19 protein-coding genes, 1 tRNA gene and 1 other RNA gene are annotated in these 17,093 nt (G+C 47.0%); 17 read left to right on the top strand and 4 right to left on the bottom strand.

Annotated features, from left to right (window positions below):
- Positions 1-128: 128 nt before the first annotated feature.
- Both BW931_RS12950 and BW931_RS12945 read right to left on the bottom strand, forming a co-directional pair.
- Entirely contained in the window at positions 129-815 is a 687-nt protein-coding gene (locus BW931_RS12950) for a deoxynucleoside kinase (protein WP_076572866.1), read from the bottom strand.
- On the bottom strand, positions 812-1,453 hold the full coding sequence (locus BW931_RS12945) for a deoxynucleoside kinase (RefSeq protein WP_076572864.1): 642 nt from the start codon (positions 1,451-1,453) through the stop codon (positions 812-814). Before BW931_RS12945 ends, BW931_RS12950 begins: the two co-directional genes overlap by 4 nt.
- A gap of 133 nt (positions 1,454-1,586) precedes the next feature.
- Between BW931_RS12945 and BW931_RS12940 the strand changes: the two genes are divergently transcribed.
- Together BW931_RS12940 and BW931_RS12935 are read left to right on the top strand one after the other, a co-directional pair.
- Positions 1,587-1,659, top strand: a tRNA-Arg gene (locus BW931_RS12940).
- 244 nt (positions 1,660-1,903) lie between these two features.
- On the top strand, positions 1,904-2,260 hold the full coding sequence (locus tag BW931_RS12935; protein WP_143541892.1) for an ion channel: 357 nt from the start codon (positions 1,904-1,906) through the stop codon (positions 2,258-2,260).
- Between the two features lie 234 nt (positions 2,261-2,494).
- Here BW931_RS12935 and BW931_RS12930 read toward each other — a convergent pair whose 3' ends face one another.
- Positions 2,495-3,232 (bottom strand): DUF3862 domain-containing protein, encoded by a 738-nt coding sequence (locus BW931_RS12930; protein WP_076572862.1) that lies wholly within the window; start codon positions 3,230-3,232, stop codon positions 2,495-2,497.
- Between the two features lie 297 nt (positions 3,233-3,529).
- Between BW931_RS12930 and BW931_RS12925 the strand changes: the two genes are divergently transcribed.
- The 5 genes from BW931_RS12925 to BW931_RS12905 all read left to right on the top strand — a co-directional run bounded on the left by BW931_RS12925 (position 3,530) and on the right by BW931_RS12905 (position 7,730).
- Positions 3,530-4,165 (top strand): alpha/beta hydrolase, encoded by a 636-nt coding sequence (locus tag BW931_RS12925; RefSeq protein WP_076572860.1) that lies wholly within the window; start codon positions 3,530-3,532, stop codon positions 4,163-4,165.
- Between the two features lie 186 nt (positions 4,166-4,351).
- The gene (locus tag BW931_RS12920; protein WP_234972653.1) at positions 4,352-5,647 is read left to right on the top strand and encodes a DNA polymerase IV; all 1,296 of its coding nucleotides are present in this window, start codon (positions 4,352-4,354) and stop codon (positions 5,645-5,647) included.
- Positions 5,648-5,705: 58 nt separating this feature from the next.
- On the top strand, positions 5,706-6,353 hold the full coding sequence (locus tag BW931_RS12915) for a M50 family metallopeptidase (protein WP_076572858.1): 648 nt from the start codon (positions 5,706-5,708) through the stop codon (positions 6,351-6,353).
- Positions 6,354-6,444: 91 nt separating this feature from the next.
- Entirely contained in the window at positions 6,445-6,696 is a 252-nt protein-coding gene (locus tag BW931_RS12910; RefSeq protein WP_076572856.1) for a hypothetical protein, read from the top strand.
- A 125-nt stretch (positions 6,697-6,821) separates the two neighbouring features.
- On the top strand, positions 6,822-7,730 hold the full coding sequence (locus BW931_RS12905; protein WP_076572854.1) for a DMT family transporter: 909 nt from the start codon (positions 6,822-6,824) through the stop codon (positions 7,728-7,730).
- Here the strand turns inward: BW931_RS12905 and BW931_RS12900 are convergent.
- Positions 7,715-7,909 carry a hypothetical protein gene (locus tag BW931_RS12900; RefSeq protein ID WP_076572852.1) on the bottom strand — a complete coding sequence of 65 codons (195 nt, stop codon included), beginning with the start codon at positions 7,907-7,909 and terminating at the stop codon, positions 7,715-7,717. The genes BW931_RS12905 and BW931_RS12900 overlap by 16 nt on opposite strands.
- Before the next feature lie 217 nt (positions 7,910-8,126).
- On the opposite strand from BW931_RS12900, the gene acsA reads away from it, so the two are divergent.
- The 10 genes from acsA (at position 8,127) to BW931_RS12850 (ending at position 16,718) form a co-directional block, all read left to right on the top strand.
- Entirely contained in the window at positions 8,127-9,836 is a 1,710-nt protein-coding gene (acsA, locus tag BW931_RS12895; RefSeq protein WP_076572850.1) for an acetate--CoA ligase, read from the top strand.
- Between the two features lie 303 nt (positions 9,837-10,139).
- Positions 10,140-11,450, top strand: a complete 1,311-nt coding sequence (locus BW931_RS12890; protein ID WP_076572848.1) for a lysine N(6)-hydroxylase/L-ornithine N(5)-oxygenase family protein — start codon at positions 10,140-10,142, stop codon at positions 11,448-11,450.
- A gap of 61 nt (positions 11,451-11,511) precedes the next feature.
- Positions 11,512-12,027 carry a type 1 glutamine amidotransferase domain-containing protein gene (locus BW931_RS12885; RefSeq protein ID WP_076572846.1) on the top strand — a complete coding sequence of 172 codons (516 nt, stop codon included), beginning with the start codon at positions 11,512-11,514 and terminating at the stop codon, positions 12,025-12,027.
- 88 nt (positions 12,028-12,115) lie between these two features.
- Entirely contained in the window at positions 12,116-12,916 is an 801-nt protein-coding gene (locus BW931_RS12880) for a DUF3891 family protein (RefSeq protein ID WP_327288846.1), read from the top strand.
- Between the two features lie 12 nt (positions 12,917-12,928).
- Positions 12,929-13,396: a tRNA adenosine(34) deaminase TadA gene (tadA, locus tag BW931_RS12875; protein WP_076572842.1), complete on the top strand. Its 468-nt coding sequence runs from the start codon at positions 12,929-12,931 to the stop codon at positions 13,394-13,396.
- Between the two features lie 44 nt (positions 13,397-13,440).
- Positions 13,441-13,706: signal recognition particle sRNA large type (ffs, locus tag BW931_RS12870), an RNA gene on the top strand.
- Between the two features lie 159 nt (positions 13,707-13,865).
- On the top strand, positions 13,866-15,557 hold the full coding sequence (gene dnaX / locus BW931_RS12865) for a DNA polymerase III subunit gamma/tau (protein ID WP_076572840.1): 1,692 nt from the start codon (positions 13,866-13,868) through the stop codon (positions 15,555-15,557).
- An 18-nt stretch (positions 15,558-15,575) separates the two neighbouring features.
- On the top strand, positions 15,576-15,896 hold the full coding sequence (locus BW931_RS12860) for a YbaB/EbfC family nucleoid-associated protein (RefSeq protein WP_008590213.1): 321 nt from the start codon (positions 15,576-15,578) through the stop codon (positions 15,894-15,896).
- The gene (gene recR / locus BW931_RS12855; protein WP_076572838.1) at positions 15,896-16,492 is read left to right on the top strand and encodes a recombination mediator RecR; all 597 of its coding nucleotides are present in this window, start codon (positions 15,896-15,898) and stop codon (positions 16,490-16,492) included. The genes BW931_RS12860 and recR overlap by 1 nt, the downstream gene beginning before the upstream one ends.
- Before the next feature lie 16 nt (positions 16,493-16,508).
- The gene (locus BW931_RS12850) at positions 16,509-16,718 is read left to right on the top strand and encodes a YaaL family protein (protein WP_076572836.1); all 210 of its coding nucleotides are present in this window, start codon (positions 16,509-16,511) and stop codon (positions 16,716-16,718) included.
- Positions 16,719-17,093 lie beyond the last annotated feature (375 nt).

Raw genomic sequence — 17,093 nt, 5'->3', positions numbered from 1 at the left:
AAGCAAAATTAGCTGGTTTGAGTCCCATTCAATACCGGACTCAAACCAGCCAATCAGCTTCCTAATAAAAACTCTAACTTTTAGGGGTCACTACCGAACTGTTGCAGACGGGGGGGTTTCTTTTATTTTCACTCGACCGGGAGATGGCTCGATCTCCATTTACGGGCCTGCTGAATAAAGTGACCGATTTTTTCGAGAATCGGTTCAACGCTTTTTTCATCATTCAGAAGGTCATAGTCGGCTATATTCAGACGTAATACCGGACAGGCATTGAAATTGTCGATCCAGTCTTCATAACGGTTGTACATTTCTTCCCAGTAAGCAGTCGGTGTCTCCTGTTCCATCGGCCGACCACGGTCTCTGATGCGTTCGATGACGTCATCGAATGACCCTTCCAAATAGATAAGCAGATCCGGGTGCGGGAAATAGGGGGTCATGACCATCGCATCAAACAGGTTGGTGTACGTCTCGTAATCGGTAGGGGACATGGTACCCTGATCGTAATGCATTCTCGCGAAGATACCGGTATCTTCATAAATGGAGCGGTCCTGGACGAAGCCGCCACCATATTCGAAGATTTTTTTCTGTTCTTTGAACCGCTCTGCGAGAAAGTAGATCTGCAGATGGAAACTCCACCGTTCGAAGTCTTTATAGAAACTGCTCAGATAAGGATTCTTCTCCACTTTTTCAAACGACGTACGGAAGTTCAGGGCCTGGGCCAGAGATGTCGTGAGCGTCGACTTCCCGACACCTACCGTACCGGCTACGGTAATCACACTGTCGTGCGGGATCCCGTATTTTTCACGTGCGTTCATTTGATCACTTCTCCTTTGCTCAGGTAGCTCCCGACTTTTTCAAGTATATAGTTAAGATCACGCTGATGTTTGATGAAATCCAGACGGTCCCCGTCCAGACGTATGACCGGAATATCGGGGTGGGTTTCTTCGAACTGATCCATGAATGTCTCATAATCATCGGACAGCTGCTGCAGATACTCAGGCTGTATATTCGCTTCCACGTCCCGGTCCCGTCTCCGTATACGCTCGAATAATGTGTCGAGCCCCGCATGTACATAAATGACCATGTTAGGACGCGGCATATCTCCGGTCAGAATATCGAAGATACGGGAATATTTGCGGAAATGTTCTTCTTTAAGTGTACGCTTTGCAAAAATCATATTTTTGAAGATATGATAATCCGCGACGACGGGCTTACCTTCCCTCAAAAATTTATATTCTATATCTTCAAGCTGCTTGTGCCGGTTACAGAGGAAAAACATCTCTGTCTGAAAGCTCCATTCTTCGATATTGTCGTAGAATTTACCGAGGAAAGGATTTTCTTCTACGATTTCTTCCAATAATTGAAATTCGAAATGCGCAGCTATTTTCTTGGACAGGGAGGTCTTTCCTACACCGATCGGACCTTCCACAGCTATAAAAGGCAGTTGAGCCATTACTGTCTTCCTCCTTTTTATACATCCGTTCGAACAGACAAAGTATATTCTATCACACACCGGTCAGGGAAGGCACGAGGAGGAAGAATTTTATCTTTGCATAAAAGGGAAATGGTAGTATAATAACGTTTGTGCCCCCGTAGCTCAGGGGATAGAGCATTGGTTTCCTAAACCATGTGTCGCAGGTTCGAATCCTGCCGGGGGCGTTTCGCAGTTTATAAGCGGTGATTCCACCGATGAGAATGCAGTTAAAGTTTTATACTAAAAGTGGTACGTGCACCTTCTTCCGTTTCGTAATCTGTATTCGGAAGGAGGTTTTCTATTGCCTTTTTTACAAAAGGACGGAAACCGTCCATCAGAGGGCGAAACCTTAACATGAAGGGTAGTATGAATCTGCCGTAACCGGGCCGTTCTCTAATAATCACGAAAAAATGAAGAGGAGAAGAAAATATGATTTCATTCTTTCTGACTGCATTACGTTTATTGAAAGCTGTCGGCAAAGCGTTAGCCCGTCCTGCTTTTCAATCTTTATTGTTCACGTTGTTCTTGATTCTCTTATCCGGTACGTTATTTTATACTACCGTGGAAGGATGGAGCGTGTTGAACGCCATTTATTTCGGAATCACCAGTCTGATTCCGAGCAGTATAGATATAGGCATGGCTCCTGTTACTGATGCAGGGAAAGTATTCACTATGATGTATTTGATAGTAGGGGTCGGAGTGATGGTCAGTTTGCTCGGTGTGATAGCTAAAGAAGTCATTGATTTTAACTCTGATAAGAAAAATAAAGCCAGTAATAATAGATGACGTTACTATGTACAGCATAAGCGATTCCTTCCTCACCCGAATCGCGGAAAGGCTTTTGCTGTAGGGCATAGGGTATATGTTAAAAGTTTTACACGAAAAGGAATGCAGCCATTTCATGAAATGGCTGCATTCCTTTTTTAAATACATATATTAATAATTAATGGAATTCTTTGCATTTCCAGATAAACAAAACTCTTACGACAAGCTTTAAAAAAGAGAAATGTCGTTGCGGTTTTATTCCAGTCCAAACTGAGATTTAGATGACAGTTTTCCACCCTGGAACATCAGTATAGCGTTGGAGCCCAGGCCGGTTTCTCCGCTATAGGTATAGCTTACCGTGTAAAATTGACTTCCTGGCTCTCCACTTTCAGAAGTAACTTCTCCTTCTCCTCCAACAATTTCAAATACTTCTTCAGTACTCATTCCATTTTCGATTTGATTGAATTCTTCCGAAGTGATTGTTACGTCTGAAGAACTGCCGTCTCCGACTCCGGCTTGTGATTTACTTTGCAACTCCCCGTTCTGGAAAGTAAGCAATGCGTTAGAACCGAAACCTGACTCTCCGTCCCATGAATAAATAACTGTATGGAACTGACTGCCTTTTTCTCCTGTTTCAGATTGAAGACTGCCTTCACTTCCTATGATTTCTACAATTTTTTCATAGCTCATACCATTAGAAATCTGTTCGAATTCTTCTGCACTTATAGCTTCGTCGTTTTCAGAGGGTGCACTTTCGGAAGTAGAATTACCGGAAGACTGTTCGGTATTTTCTTCACTTTGATTTTCATTTTCTTGATTTTGGCTTTCACTGCCATTTTCCTGACTTTGATTTTCACTGGTTGTTTCTGACTGGGTTTCTTCATTCGAGGATGTATCCTCGGTGGAATCTCCCCCACCTAAAGCAGCAAGCACAGCACTAAGAACTATGATTCCTATAATTCCTAAACAACCGAATTTGAAAAACTTTTTCATACTATGTACCTCCTTGAATAGATGTTTGTAACGCTGCAGGTATCATTATAAACACATATAGTAAAAAATAACTATGGTAGAAATGGTTATCCTTTCCGTTTCCCTGAATTTCTGCATTTTTTTGTTGTTCCTTTCATCTATCTGTTGACTTATGAGCAATTTTTTGGAACACATGCACCTCTTCTTACCCAATACTACGTATTTATCATTTTGAAAAATACGGTTGAAGGGTACAGGACAAATGGAGGCCTGAACAGATCCGGGCCCGGAAATTATGAAACACGGGAGGGATTGGAAATGAGATGGATGTATACGGTACTTCTTTTTATTGTAGTACTATTCTCTCTTGCAGGCTGTCAGGGAGGAGACTCGGGCAGTCAGAGTACGGATACGGAAGATAAAAACACATCCGAGGAAAGTAATATAGAAGGTGAATTGTGGAAAGGGGACGGAGACCTTGGCGTCGTCCTCTCTCACGGTGCCGTTTACAATGCGGAAAGCTGGGATGACCAGGGCAGAAAATTGGCAGATAACGGTATCACCGCTTTTGCGACGAAAGACACGTCACCGCGGACACTCAAAAAAGCGGCTGCGATGCTTAAAGAAGAGCACGGAGCCGAAGAGGTAGCTGTGATGGGGGCAAGCGCCGGAGGTTCTTCCGCTATTGAAGCTGTGACGGAAGGGGACTTCGATTTTCAAAAAGTGGTTCTTCTCTCTCCAGGAGGCGACCCTATGAAAATCAGCAATACCCCGGTATTGACCGTTTACAGTGAAGACGAAGGTTACAGAGAACTTGAAGAAAGTACGGAAGAATTGATGAAAAAGATGGAAATTTCGGGCGGAGCCCACGCTCAGGAGATATTCAAAGGGGAGAAAAGTGAAGAGTTGATGAGCGAAATCATCCGGTTTCTTAAGGATGAAAACACTTCCTGACAGATATAAGCGCCTCGTGAGTCAGCAGAAGGTCTCTGACTCATGAGGCGTTTTTTATCAACGTGGCAGCCCCCGCCTCCCGTAACCAAAATCGTGGACTTGCAGGGGGGAGGATCAAAAAGTACTGTTTACAAAAAAACAGTTCAGGGGTAATATAAGAACAAGTGTTCCCATTAAAGTAAAAAGATGCTGCTATTATATTTCCCGGGAAATGAGGTGATGGCGATGACGGAATTCCCCTACCCGAGACACGACGTACTGTGTCTTGATATGAGGTCTTTTTATGCCAGTGTCGAGTGCATGAAGCGGGGGCTCGACCCGGCGAAGGCCCTTCTGGCCGTAGTCGGTGACCCGGAACGCAGCGGTAGTATCGTGCTTGCAGCCTCTCCCGCTCTCAAGGAGCGGCACGGAACAGGCAACGTTTCCCGCTTTTTCGAGCTTCCCGATGACCCGGAAATCATTATCGCCAAAGCATGCATGCAGGATTATCTGGATGTTTCCGTAGAGATTACGAGGCTCGTTCATCAGTATGCGCCGCGGGAAGCCATCCACGTTTATTCCATCGATGAGCTCTGGGTGACGGTGGACGGGCTGGAGAAGCTCTATGGTCCTCCACGTGAAGTCGCTGAACTTTTCCGGAAAAGAATTGCCGAACAGTTCGGGATTGAGTGTGCGGTCGGTATAGGAGATAATAAGTTTCTGGCTAAAGTCGTGCTGGACATACATGCGAAAAAGAGCGCAGACGGAATCGCCGTCTGCCGTTATGAAGATGTGGAAAGGCTTCTGTGGCCGGTGCCGGTGGAAGATATATGGGGGATAGGGAAACGTATGATGCGGCGTTTAAACAATATGGGAATTATAAAGCTCGGAGATCTGGCCACCCATCCGCTGCGCTTTCTTAAAAAACGTTTCGGTGTAATGGGAGAACAGCTCTACTGGCATGCAAGAGGCGTGGACTTAAGTCCGGTATTCGGAAACTTCACGGGGGCGGTGCAAAAGAGTTATGGGCACGGAATAACGCTGCTTGAGGATTATGACGAAAAGGATATATATCCCTGTCTTCTGGATTTATGTGAGGAGGTGTGCCGCAGGGCGAGAGAATTCCATCATATCGGCCGGACCGTCCATTTAGGGCTCGGGTACACGAAAGGGACAGGCGGAGGGTTTTCCCGTTCACTCACTCTCCATACCCCGACGAACCTGACGATGGATATGTATAGAGCGATCCTTTCCTTATTCCGGAAACATTACGACCGCGGCCTGGCCATTCGCCGGGTTTACGTCTCTCTCACGAACCTGGAGAATGATGAGAGTCTGCAGATGACCTTTTTCGACCGGAAAGAGAAAGAACGTGATCTGGCTGTTACGATGGATGACATACGGGCCCGGTACGGCTCCACTTCTCTGCTGCGGGCCAGCAGTTATGAGCCGGGCGGGATTACAATCGAGAGAAGTAAAAAGGTCGGGGGCCACTATGCATGAAACGTTTCCGTCCGTGAAAACGTAAAGAAGAAAGCAGATGAGGAATGGAGAGGTATCGATGAAAATACAAATTATTATAAGTCTTATAGTTGCTCTTTTACTGACCCAGATGCCTATCATAGGAAAGTATTTTGCTATGCTGAATACGATGGTACACGAAACCGGCCACTCCTTAATGGCTCTTTTAAGCGGCGGGGAAGTACGGAACATCTCCCTCTTTCCCAACACGTCCGGTGTAACCATGACCGGGCACACCTCATGGTTCAGCCACGTACTCACCAGCCTGTCGGGCTATATTTTCGCGTCAGCGTTCGCATTTCTTCTTTTTTACCTTCTCTCTAAAGGAAAATACACGCTAATCGTTATTCTGCTTCTCGGATTACTCTCCGTAAACCTGTTATTCTGGGTACGCAATCTGTACGGAGTATTCTGGATTATCACGTTCGCAGCTCTCTTTCTCTGGCTGCTGCGTTCCGGTCACCAGACGCTCATCGTTTATGCTTTGACGTTTATTGCCGCACTTATACTGGTGCAGTCGGTCATCAGCGCTTTTAATATCATGTGGCTCAGCCTCACCTCTCCTTCCGGGGCCGGGGATGCGACGAACCTCGCACGTGCTACGAAAATACCGTCGGTCGTCTGGGGTACAGGCTTTTTCCTCCAGGCGTTCTACTTCGGTATTCAGGCATGGAAACGATTTTTTTAATTTCTCCGGGAGGATCAGCCAGCCCTTGTTTTTATATGGAAAAGATAGGGTAAGAAGTATAGTACACACTGAGATAGGAAGGAGGCGAGTTATGGAATTGAAAGATCGTTTAATTACGTACGGATTTGATACAATCGATATTTTCCTGATTGACGAAGAAAAGAACCAGGAGACAGTATCGAACGTCAAACTTCATAAAGTCACCAATCTTGAATATAAGCTATATCTGGATCCGGAGTCTATCGAATACTATCTCGATCATGAAGATCCTTATTTCAAAGCGGTTCAGCAGGAACCCGATCAAAAACCGATAGGGGTGAAAGGATATATCCTGGAATGGTGAGAAGAACCTCTTTATAGACGAGAGGCTCTTTTTTACTGAGGGGAAATGAGGAAGAAGAAAAGTCCCTGGCTTTTAGAAAAAGAGATACCCGAGTACATTCGTTATTCAGGAAAGGGGGAGTCGGGATGAGAGCGTATGCTCTTGTAATGGTAACTATGTTTTTGTTTGCAGGGAACTATATCGTAGGGAAAGTGGCGGCTGATGCCGTTCCTCCTTTGACCCTGACGTGGCTGAGAACGCTCATCGGGTTGCTTCTTGTCGCGACGTTTTACTGGAAGAAGATTAGGCTGGTGAAGAGACAGCTAATAGAGGGGTGGCGCCCTCTGGTCGGCATGGCAGCTACGGGAATTGTAATGTTTCCGGCTTTTTCGTATTTGGCGCTGCATTACACTACCACTGTAAACGCCTCTATTATGGAATCGCTTACCCCGGCAGTGACTATTTTTATCGGGGCCGTGTTCCTGAAGGAGAAATATGGACTGAGTCAGCTGGTCGGTGTAGGGATTTCCCTGGTTGGTGTCGCCTATATTATAAGTAAGGGATCCTTTGCGAGGCTTCTGAGTCTCGAGTTCAACAGTGGAGATCTGATTATGATAGGAGCGGTCATCAGCTGGGCTGTCTACTCTACGCTCGTAAACGCTTACGGTTACAGGCTGCCTTTGTTCGGAAGTCTGTTCGGTATCCTGCTGATCGGAAATATTATGGTGATGATAGCGGCCTTTCTATTCGAATGGTCCCAGGGACGGTTCATAACCGACTGGTCCTTGCCGATAATCACCAGTATCCTTTACACCGGACTGTTTCCGTCTTTTCTTGCACTGCTGTCATGGAATATGGCCGTTGCGGAAATAGGACCGGCGAAGGCAACGATATTCATCAATCTGCTGCCGTTCGCCACTGCAATCCTTTCCCTTCTGTTTCTGCAGGAAAAAATTACGGTTGATCAGGTTATCGGAGGTGCAATCGTTCTCACGGGGATTTATTTTACTACGAGAGTAAAAGGTGGAAGAAAACCCGGTTACAAGCCGCGCTGACGGCGCCGGTTTTTCTCCTTCCGATCCGCAATTCCTCCGATGATAAGAAACACACCCGAGGAGAAGAGCATTAGGGAAATCATTGTGTTGTTGATAGCCAGAAGCAGTATAAGGGAAACGATAATATTGACTGTTCCTATAACACCGAGAATCCAAAACATTTTATTTTCTTTAGTCATAGTCTCTCACCTTTCTACTGTATATTATATAAAGACAAAAGGCGGGAAGCAAACGTCCCCCGACTGCGGCGGTCAAAAGGGAAATTATGTGTTTTACTTTAAATATTTTTTGAAATCGCATACAATGCAATTAACGGAATTTTCCGAAATACATGTACATAGCTTCCCTGATTTGTGAAATGGGGGGAGTAATTTTGCCAAGGAGTGTGAGACAATTATGGATATGAAATCAATTCCGGCACAAACGGGTAATTACAATCTCGAAAACTACGAAGAAATGTACAAAACGTTTGACTGGGAAGATGCCAGAAAGAATTTCACCTGGAATGAAACAGGGAAAGTAAACATGGCCTATGAAGCGATAGATAAGCATGCGGAGAACCCTGACAAAAAAGATCAGCCCGCTCTCGTCTATTCGGCTCCCGGTCGGGAAGAAACACTCACATTCAGTGATTTGAAGCGGGAAAGTGATAAATTCGCAAACGTACTTAAGAAGCATAATATTGAAAAAGGGGACCGGGTTTTTATGTTCCTTCCGCGAAGCCCGGAATTTTACGCTGCTTTTCTCGGTATATTGAAAACCGGAGCTATCGCGGGTCCTCTATTTGAAGCGTTTATGGAACAGGCTGTCCGTGATCGCCTGGAAGACAGCGGGGCTAAAATGCTCATAACGACTCCTGAGCTTCTCGAACGCGTACCGGAAAAAGAACTTCCGGATCTGAAGCAGGTCGTGCTCGTAGGAGGAGAAGGGTCCGAAGACTATATCAGTTTTGAGGAGGAGATGAAAGACGCTTCTCAGGATTTCGATATAGAATGGGTGGACCTCGAAGACGGAATGCTGCTTCACTACACTTCGGGATCAACGGGTAAACCGAAAGGCGTCTACCACGTACACAATGCCATGATCCAGCATTATCAGACGGGTAAGTGGGTGCTCGATCTGAAAGAAAGCGATATTTACTGGTGCACTGCCGATCCGGGCTGGGTTACAGGTACGAGCTACGGTATTTTCGCCCCGTGGCTGAACGGAGTGACGAACGTGGTCAAAGGTGGCCGCTTCAGTGCCGATGACTGGTATTCTCTCATTGCAGAGAAAGAGATCAGCGTCTGGTACTCGGCCCCTACCGCTTTCCGTAAGCTGATGAGTGCGGGAGCGGAGGTTGCGAAAAAACATGATATGTCGTCCCTCCGTCATGTACTGAGTGTAGGGGAACCGCTTAACCCGGAAGTCGTTACGTGGGGGCTGAAGGCGTTCGACCTTCGTATCCACGATACATGGTGGATGACGGAGACGGGAGCCCAGCTGATCTGTAACTTCCCTGCTATGGAAATCCGTCCCGGTTCCATGGGTAAACCGATTCCGGGAATAGAAGCTTCCATCGTAGATAACGAAGGGAACGAACTTCCACCGAACCAGATGGGGAACCTGGCGATCAAAGAAGGGTGGCCTGCCCAGATGCGCGCCATCTGGAACAACCCTGGCAAATTTGAAAGCTACTTCGTCAACGGCTGGTACGTCTCCGGTGACAGTGCCTATCAGGATGAAGACGGATACTTCTGGTTCCAGGGACGTCTCGATGATGTCATCAACACTTCCGGAGAACGGGTAGGACCGTTTGAAGTGGAAAGTAAGCTGATTGAACATGAAGCCGTAGCGGAAGCAGGGGTTATCGGTAAACCGGACCCTGAGCGCGGAGAAATTATCAAAGCTTTCATTATGCTTAACGATGGCTACGAAGAATCAGAGGAATTGCTGGAGGAAATCCGTCAGTTCGTGAAAAAAGGTCTGAGTGCTCACGCAGCACCACGTGAAATGGAAGTGAAAGACTCTATTCCTAAAACGAGAAGTGGTAAGATTATGCGTCGTCTGCTGAAGTCCTGGGAACTTGGACTTCCGACAGGAGACACGTCCACACTTGAAGAATAATTATTTCCGGCACTCGGGACAAAATGAACGATAAAGATACAGAAATCGGACAACTGAATCCATGAATACTATATGAAAAGTACGTCAATTTCCGCAGAACCGGTACGGCCTCGTAATCAAAAGAATTTCATGATTACGCCAGCTGAGGCTGTGCCCGCGGAAAGCGACGTGCTTTTTGTTTTGCTTTCCGGCAGAAGTTCCACGTGAAACATACACAATAGATGAACGTACCCGAAAAAACCCCGGAGATTAAGAAGGAGGAAAGTTGGGAATAGCCTCTTAGAAGAAAAAGGGGGAAATAGTATGTACGACGTAATCGGTATTGGAATAGGACCTTATAATCTCGGGATGGCCGGGCTCATAGATCAGACGAATGAAGTGGAGGGGATCTTTTTTGATGATACTCCGAAGTTCGAATGGCACCCCGGCATGCTCGTGGAAAAGATGGATTTACAGGTGCCGTTCATGGCGGATCTGGCTACATTCGCTGATCCTAAAAGCCCTTATACGTTCATGAACTACCTGTATGAAAACAATAGATTATTTCCTTTTTACCTGTATCAGAATTTCAAAATCCCCCGCCAGGAATACAACGATTATTTGCAATGGGCGGCCGGTCGCCTCGACAACCTGTATTTTGGTCATGTGGTGGTGGACGTTCTGGATCATGAGGAGGAAGAGTATTACACCGTCGAGGTAGAGGATAAAATGACGGGTGAGCTCAAAAAATATGATACGAAACACGTGTTGATGGGGACGGGCACGAAGCCGCTCTTATTCAAAGGGACGGAAGAACTCTCGCGGGAAGACGTTCTTCATTCCAGCCGCTATCTGTTTGAAAAAGATCAGCTTCTCCGCTCCCAGGACGTGACGGTGATCGGCTCGGGGCAGAGTGCTCTTGAAATCTTTCTCGACCTGCTGGAGGAACAGGAGCGACAGGATATGCGGATAACGCTTCTTACAAGGTCCGGAGGTCTATTCCAGCTGGATCAGGCGAAATTTGCCCAGGAGATGTTCACCCCCGAATACATCGATTACTTCCATAGTTTAAGCGAAGAAAAACGTCTGGAAGCCCTCGACACCCTTAAACCTTTGCGTAAGGGCATCGATCCCGACACCCTTATCCGTCTGTATACGAAACTGTATCACCGGACAGCAGGAGGAGGGGAGAGCGGTATCTTCATTCAGCCGATGACGGAAGTGAACAATATCACTTACGACAACGGAAGGTATCACCTCGACTGTTATCAGTGGCAGGAAGAAGAACAATACGTGCATTCGACGAAAAAAGTCGTACTTGCGACCGGGTATGAACCGCATTTTCCCGAGTGGTTCATACAGAATTTCAAAAATAAAATCGAGTGGGAAGGCGATATGCAGTACAAAGTAACGAGAGACTATAAACTCGTCTTCAATAAAGAACGGTCTCACCAGTTCTTCACAGCTACCGGCCTTACCCACTCCCATGGAACCGGAGCGACCAACCTTGGCCTCGCTGTGCACAGAAATATACACGTTTTAAATGCTATAGCCGGAAAGGAAATCTATAAAAACCAGGAAAACCCGGCCTTTCAGACGTTTTCCGTGAAAGAGCGAAAGCGGGATCAGGTTTAATATATTATGTACCGGGAAACATTTACAGTGGAAACAATCTTACAAAGGAGATGAAAACACAATGAGTAAAATAGCATGTGTAATCACCGATATGTTTGAAGATGTAGAATTCACTCAGCCGGTCAACGCTTTGAAAAAAGAAGGCCATGAAGTGACGAATATAGAATGGGAAGCCGGAAAAGAAGTGACAGGAAAACAGGGAGAGGCGAAAGTTGCAATAGACAAATCTATTGATAACGTAAACCCTGGCGATTTCGATGCGCTGCTCATTCCGGGAGGTTTCTCTCCGGATCAGCTCCGTGCGGATGATAATTTCGTGAAGTTCGTCAAGTACTTCATGGATAATGAGAAGCCGGTCTTCGCAATATGCCACGGCCCACAGCTTCTGATCACTGCGAAAAGTCTGGAAGGACGTCATGCGACAGGCTTCAAATCCATTCAGGTGGATATGGAGTACGCTGGTGCGACCGTTCAGGACAAGGAAGTAGTCGTATGCCAGGATCAGCTGGTGACGAGTCGTCAGCCTGATGATATCCCGGCATTCAATAAAGAAATGACCCGCATCCTAAGTAAATAAAGGACAGAGGCCCCGCTTTCATAAGCGGGGTTTTTCTTTTGGAAAAAGGTCCGAAAGCCTGTGCTTTTAATATTTTCAAAAAATTGCTATGATTAGTAGTACGAAAAAGCGAGGAAGTGGAGGGGTGAAAATGATTGTCCGGGAATATAAGGAAGGGTTTGTTATGATTCGTCAGCATGATCATGCGCTTATCTCAGGAGAGATGGCACGTCAGTGGAAAAATGATTTCCTGCTGACTTCGAGAATCAGATCGGAAGCGGACTGGGCAGTAGAGGTCCATGACAGGGCGTGGATCCCTCTCGATGAGAAGCCGCTATGGAACGGGGAAAAGGGGCGGCCTTTTACCTTTGTTGATTATCCTCTGGAAGAGAAACTGGCGGCCTATCGCAGCGGCATCGAGAAGACAGCGGAGCAATCCCCATACGCCGGAGTGCTGACGAGTATGCATTATCAGTCCTTCTTCGAAAATGACCGGGACGATTCCCGTACCGCCGAATTTTATGAAGAGCAGAAGGACGTGCAGGAAAAACTGCTCAGCAAAATGAAAGTGGAAGTGCCGGCGGAACTACGTCACCTTCATTTTGAAAGGCTTCAGTTTTGTGATAATCTCTCTCTGTACATATGTATGAATGAGCCGGGGGCCTCAAAAGAAAATGAAGTGCCCTGGTTCAGAGACGGTTTCCCGCAGAAGTTCGACATCGCTCCGGGCGGGATTTATCCGGAGTGGAAGAACGAAGCTACTGTTCTTCTTACTCCTTTTCCTTTCGCGGAGGAATGGACCGTTTCCGTTCCATATCGTTTCGTAACGAAGGAGAGAATCGATGAGGCGGGTCTTGAGACAGCTTATCATGAAGCAGAAGAAAAGAACTATTTCGTAACTTTCGATTAAGGACGTGGACGTATGGAAAGCGACCGGTATTATATGAAGAAAGCCATCGAGGAAGCGGAGAAAGCAGAGGCACTCGGAGAGGTTCCGATAGGAGCTGTCCTCGTCCACGAAGGTGAAGTGATAGCCCGGGGACATAACTTGAGAGAAACGACACAAAAAACGTCCTCTCACGCCGAGTGTATTACGATCGATCGTGCCAATGATGTTATAGGAAGCTGGAGACTCGAGGAATGCACGCTGTACGTAACACTTGAACCATGTCCGATGTGCGCCGGAGCGATTCTTCAGTCCCGCATTCCTGTACTCGTATACGGAGCTTACGACAGGAAAGCAGGATGTGCCGGGACGCTTATGAACCTTCTGGATGACGACCGTTTTAACCACCGTACAGCCATCCGCGCCGGGGTGATGGGAGAGGAGTGCGGAGAGATGCTCTCCTCTTTTTTCAGAAGGATAAGGAAAAAAAGAAAAGACAAATAGCTATCTGTTGCAATTTCGGAAGTGAGGTTATATAATTACGATTGTCGTGCTAAGCGGGGAGGTAGCGGTGCCCTGCACTCGCAAGCCGCTAGAGCGAGGCTGAATTCCTGCTCGAGGTGACAAAGTTTCAAGGTCTGCCTCACAAAAGCAGTGTTGACATCCAGGTCCTGCGCAACGAGAAGCAGTGAACCCTGTCAGGTCCGGAAGGAAGCAGCAGTAAGCTGTGCCTCTCGTGTGCCGCGGGAGTGCCTGGATCGAGCTGTGATTGTGAGTAACGCTTGGGGTTCTGTCATCGACAGCAGGTGCACGGCATTACATAAAACAGAAAGTCGTTATGGCGAAGAGCCATAGCGGCTTTTTTTCTCTCCGGGGTGGTAAAGTTTTTGCAGAGAGACAGAGGTGGAACTTCACAGGGAGGGTCCGTTTTCGCTATAATAAGAAGTAAGACTAACAAAGGGGAACATCGACTATGAGCTATCAGGCCCTATACCGGGTGTGGCGCCCTACCCTGTTCAGGGATGTGGTAGGACAGACACACATTACACGTACTTTGCAAAACGCAATCGCCCAGCAGAAATTTTCACATGCGTATCTGTTCTCCGGCCCGCGCGGTACCGGAAAGACGAGTGCTGCGAAAATTTTCGCAAAAACGGTCAACTGTGAACAGGGACCGACAAAAGAACCCTGTAACGCCTGCAGCGCATGTCTCGGTATCCAGGACGGTTCCATATCGGACGTTATCGAAATAGACGCAGCTTCAAACAACGGAGTGGAGCAGATCCGTGATATCAGGGATAAAGTCAAATACGCGCCTACTTCCGTCTCCTACAAAGTCTACATTATCGATGAGGTGCACATGCTTTCCATCGGGGCTTTCAACGCCCTGTTGAAGACGCTTGAAGAACCTCCTTCACACGTAGTTTTCATTCTGGCGACGACGGAACCTCACAAAATACCCCTGACGATCATCTCCCGCTGTCAGCGTTTCGATTTCAAACGTATATCGCAGACAGCTATGGTAGAACGGATGGCTTCCATTACGGAAGAAGAGGATCTTGCAGTGGACAGGGAAGCTCTCGAGATCGTAGCTTTGAGTGCAGAGGGCGGAATGCGGGATGCTCTCAGTCTGCTGGACCAGGCGATTTCCTACAGTGAGGATGCCGTAGGTACGGAAGATGTACTGGCCGTTACCGGCTCCATCTCCCAGCAGCAACTGGCTGCTCTTTTGCGTTACGTACATGCAGGGGAAGTAAAGGAAGCACTCGAAACGGTGGATGCTCTTATTCAGGAAGGGAAAGATCCGGGGCGTTTCGTTTTCGACCTGATCTACTATCTCCGGGATCTGCTTATGTACAAGAGTGCGCCGGGACTTGAACAGCATCTGGAGAGAGCAGTACCGGATGAAGGCTTCCGGGATCTCTCCGGGGAGCTTCAGCCGGAATGGATTCAGGGCTCAATCCGCTCTTTGAATCAGTGTCAGCAGGAAATGAAGTGGACGACGAGTCCTAAGGTGTTCATAGAAATCGCTCTTTTAAATATTGCAGACCAGAAACCGGGAACTCCCGCAGAGGGAGATGCGGAGACAGTGGATAAACTGTCCCGCAAAATCGATACGCTGGAAAAGAAACTCATGAAGATGGAAGAAAACCCACCTGCTGTCGCAGCCTCTCAGCAGGCACCTGCCCCGGAAAAGCGGACGCCCGCCAGGGGAGCCAAAAACAATTATCGGGTTCCTTACGAGAAGATAAACCGTACGCTTCAGGAAGCTTCCAAAGAAGCGATTACCGGTGTGAAAGAAGTGTGGGGCGAGTTCATGGAAGCATTGAAGAAGAGAAATGCCCCCGCTCATGCGACACTGTTGAACAGTAAACCGAGGGCCGCTTCCGGAAGCTCACTCGTTCTCGCCTTTCGTTACGATATCCATTGTTCCTTAGCGCTCGATCATAGAGCGACCATCGAGCCTCTGCTTGAGGAATTCACCGGGAAACCGCTGATGATTATCCCCGTGCCGGAACCGAAGTGGCAGCAGCTGCGTGAGGAGTACGTACAGAAACAGAGAGACGAAGCTCCGGAAGAAGAGAAAAATGCACATACAGAAGACGATTTCATCTCAGAAGCGAAAAAATTAGCCGGTGATGATATAATTGAAATTCACGATTAAACTTTAGGAGGAATTCATATGCGTGGTGGCGGAAACATGAATAATATGATGAAACAGATGCAGAAAATGCAGAAGAAAATGATGAAAGCACAGGAAGAACTTTATGAAATGACGTTCGAAGCTACAGCGGGCGGCGGAATGATTAAAGTGGAAGCGAACGGGAAAAAGGAAATCACCAACGTGGAAATAGATGAAGAAGCAGTCGATCCGGATGACGTGGAAATGCTTCAGGATCTGATCATCGCAGCTACGAACGACGTATTGAAACAGGTGGACGATAAGACGAATGATACGATGGGTGAGTTTACGAAAGGCATGCCTGGTGGAGGAATGTTTTAGTGTATTATCCAGAACCGATTTCAAAGCTGATCGACAGCTTTACTAAATTGCCAGGGATCGGTCCTAAAACAGCGGTCCGCCTGGCTTTTTATGTTTTAGAGATGGAAGAGGACGACGTCCTGGAGTTTGGTAAAGCACTTGTGAATGCGAAAAGGGAACTGACCCACTGCACCAATTGTGGTCACATTACGGATCAGGATCCCTGTGCCATCTGTCAGGACGAGTCGAGAGACAGTGCGCTTATCTGCGTAGTTCAGGACCCGAAAGACGTCATTGCTATGGAAAAGATGAAAGAGTTCAGTGGAAAGTACCACGTGCTCCATGGTGCCATCTCCCCGATGGACGGGATAGGGCCTGAAGACATCAATGTGGAAAGCTTAATTAAGCGTCTGAAAGATGAAGGTGTGGAAGAACTTATCATTGCCACCAACCCGAACGTGGAAGGGGAGGCTACGGCTATGTATATTTCACGTCTCGTGAAGCCGGCCGGAATCCGGACGACCCGCATAGCCCATGGGCTGCCTGTCGGCGGGGACCTCGAATACGCGGACGAAGTTACTCTTTCCAAAGCGATGGAAGGAAGACGGGAGCTCTGAGAGTGAGGGGTGCCTTATGTTTAATAGGAAAAGAAAGAGAAAGCGGGAAGAAAAACGGTTAATTGAGAGTATCGGACACGCTCACAGGGAATGGAGCGAACTTGCCCGTCTGATGGAGCACAACTTTCATGCGAGTGAGGAAGAATATCGTCAGATCACCGTGGCGAAAGCTAAATATTTCTATTTACTCAGGGAGGCACGGGAGAGAGAAATCAATGTTCTTTGAACTGTGAAGTCCGTGCTGCTTCAAAAAATCTCCTCCCGGGCTGTATCTATAGAAGAGAAACAGCCAGCTCCTTTTAAAAAACTGCGATTTCTGCGGTTTTTTTTATTTTTTTCAGCATAACTCTTGTAATGTTAGAAACAAGGTGTTATATTATTACCTGTCGCATTAAGAAAGCCGGAAACGGCAGGCAATGCGAAACAAAAAATATATAAAGTTGTTGACGGGAAACCTTCAGCATGATATATTAATTAAGTCGCTGTTTTGAGGCGACGCTGTAATGGATCTTTGAAAACTGAACAATGTTTTATGCCATGCGTCAATTTTTTGAACGAATTATGATTGAGCTAATCAATCTCTTTTATGGAGAGTTTGATC

This window comes from Salimicrobium salexigens (genome assembly GCF_900156705.1).
GTDB classification, from domain to species: domain Bacteria; phylum Bacillota; class Bacilli; order Bacillales; family Halobacillaceae; genus Salimicrobium; species Salimicrobium album.
Note: the sequence above shows the minus strand (reverse complement) of the source record. Positions and strands in the feature narration are given on the sequence as shown.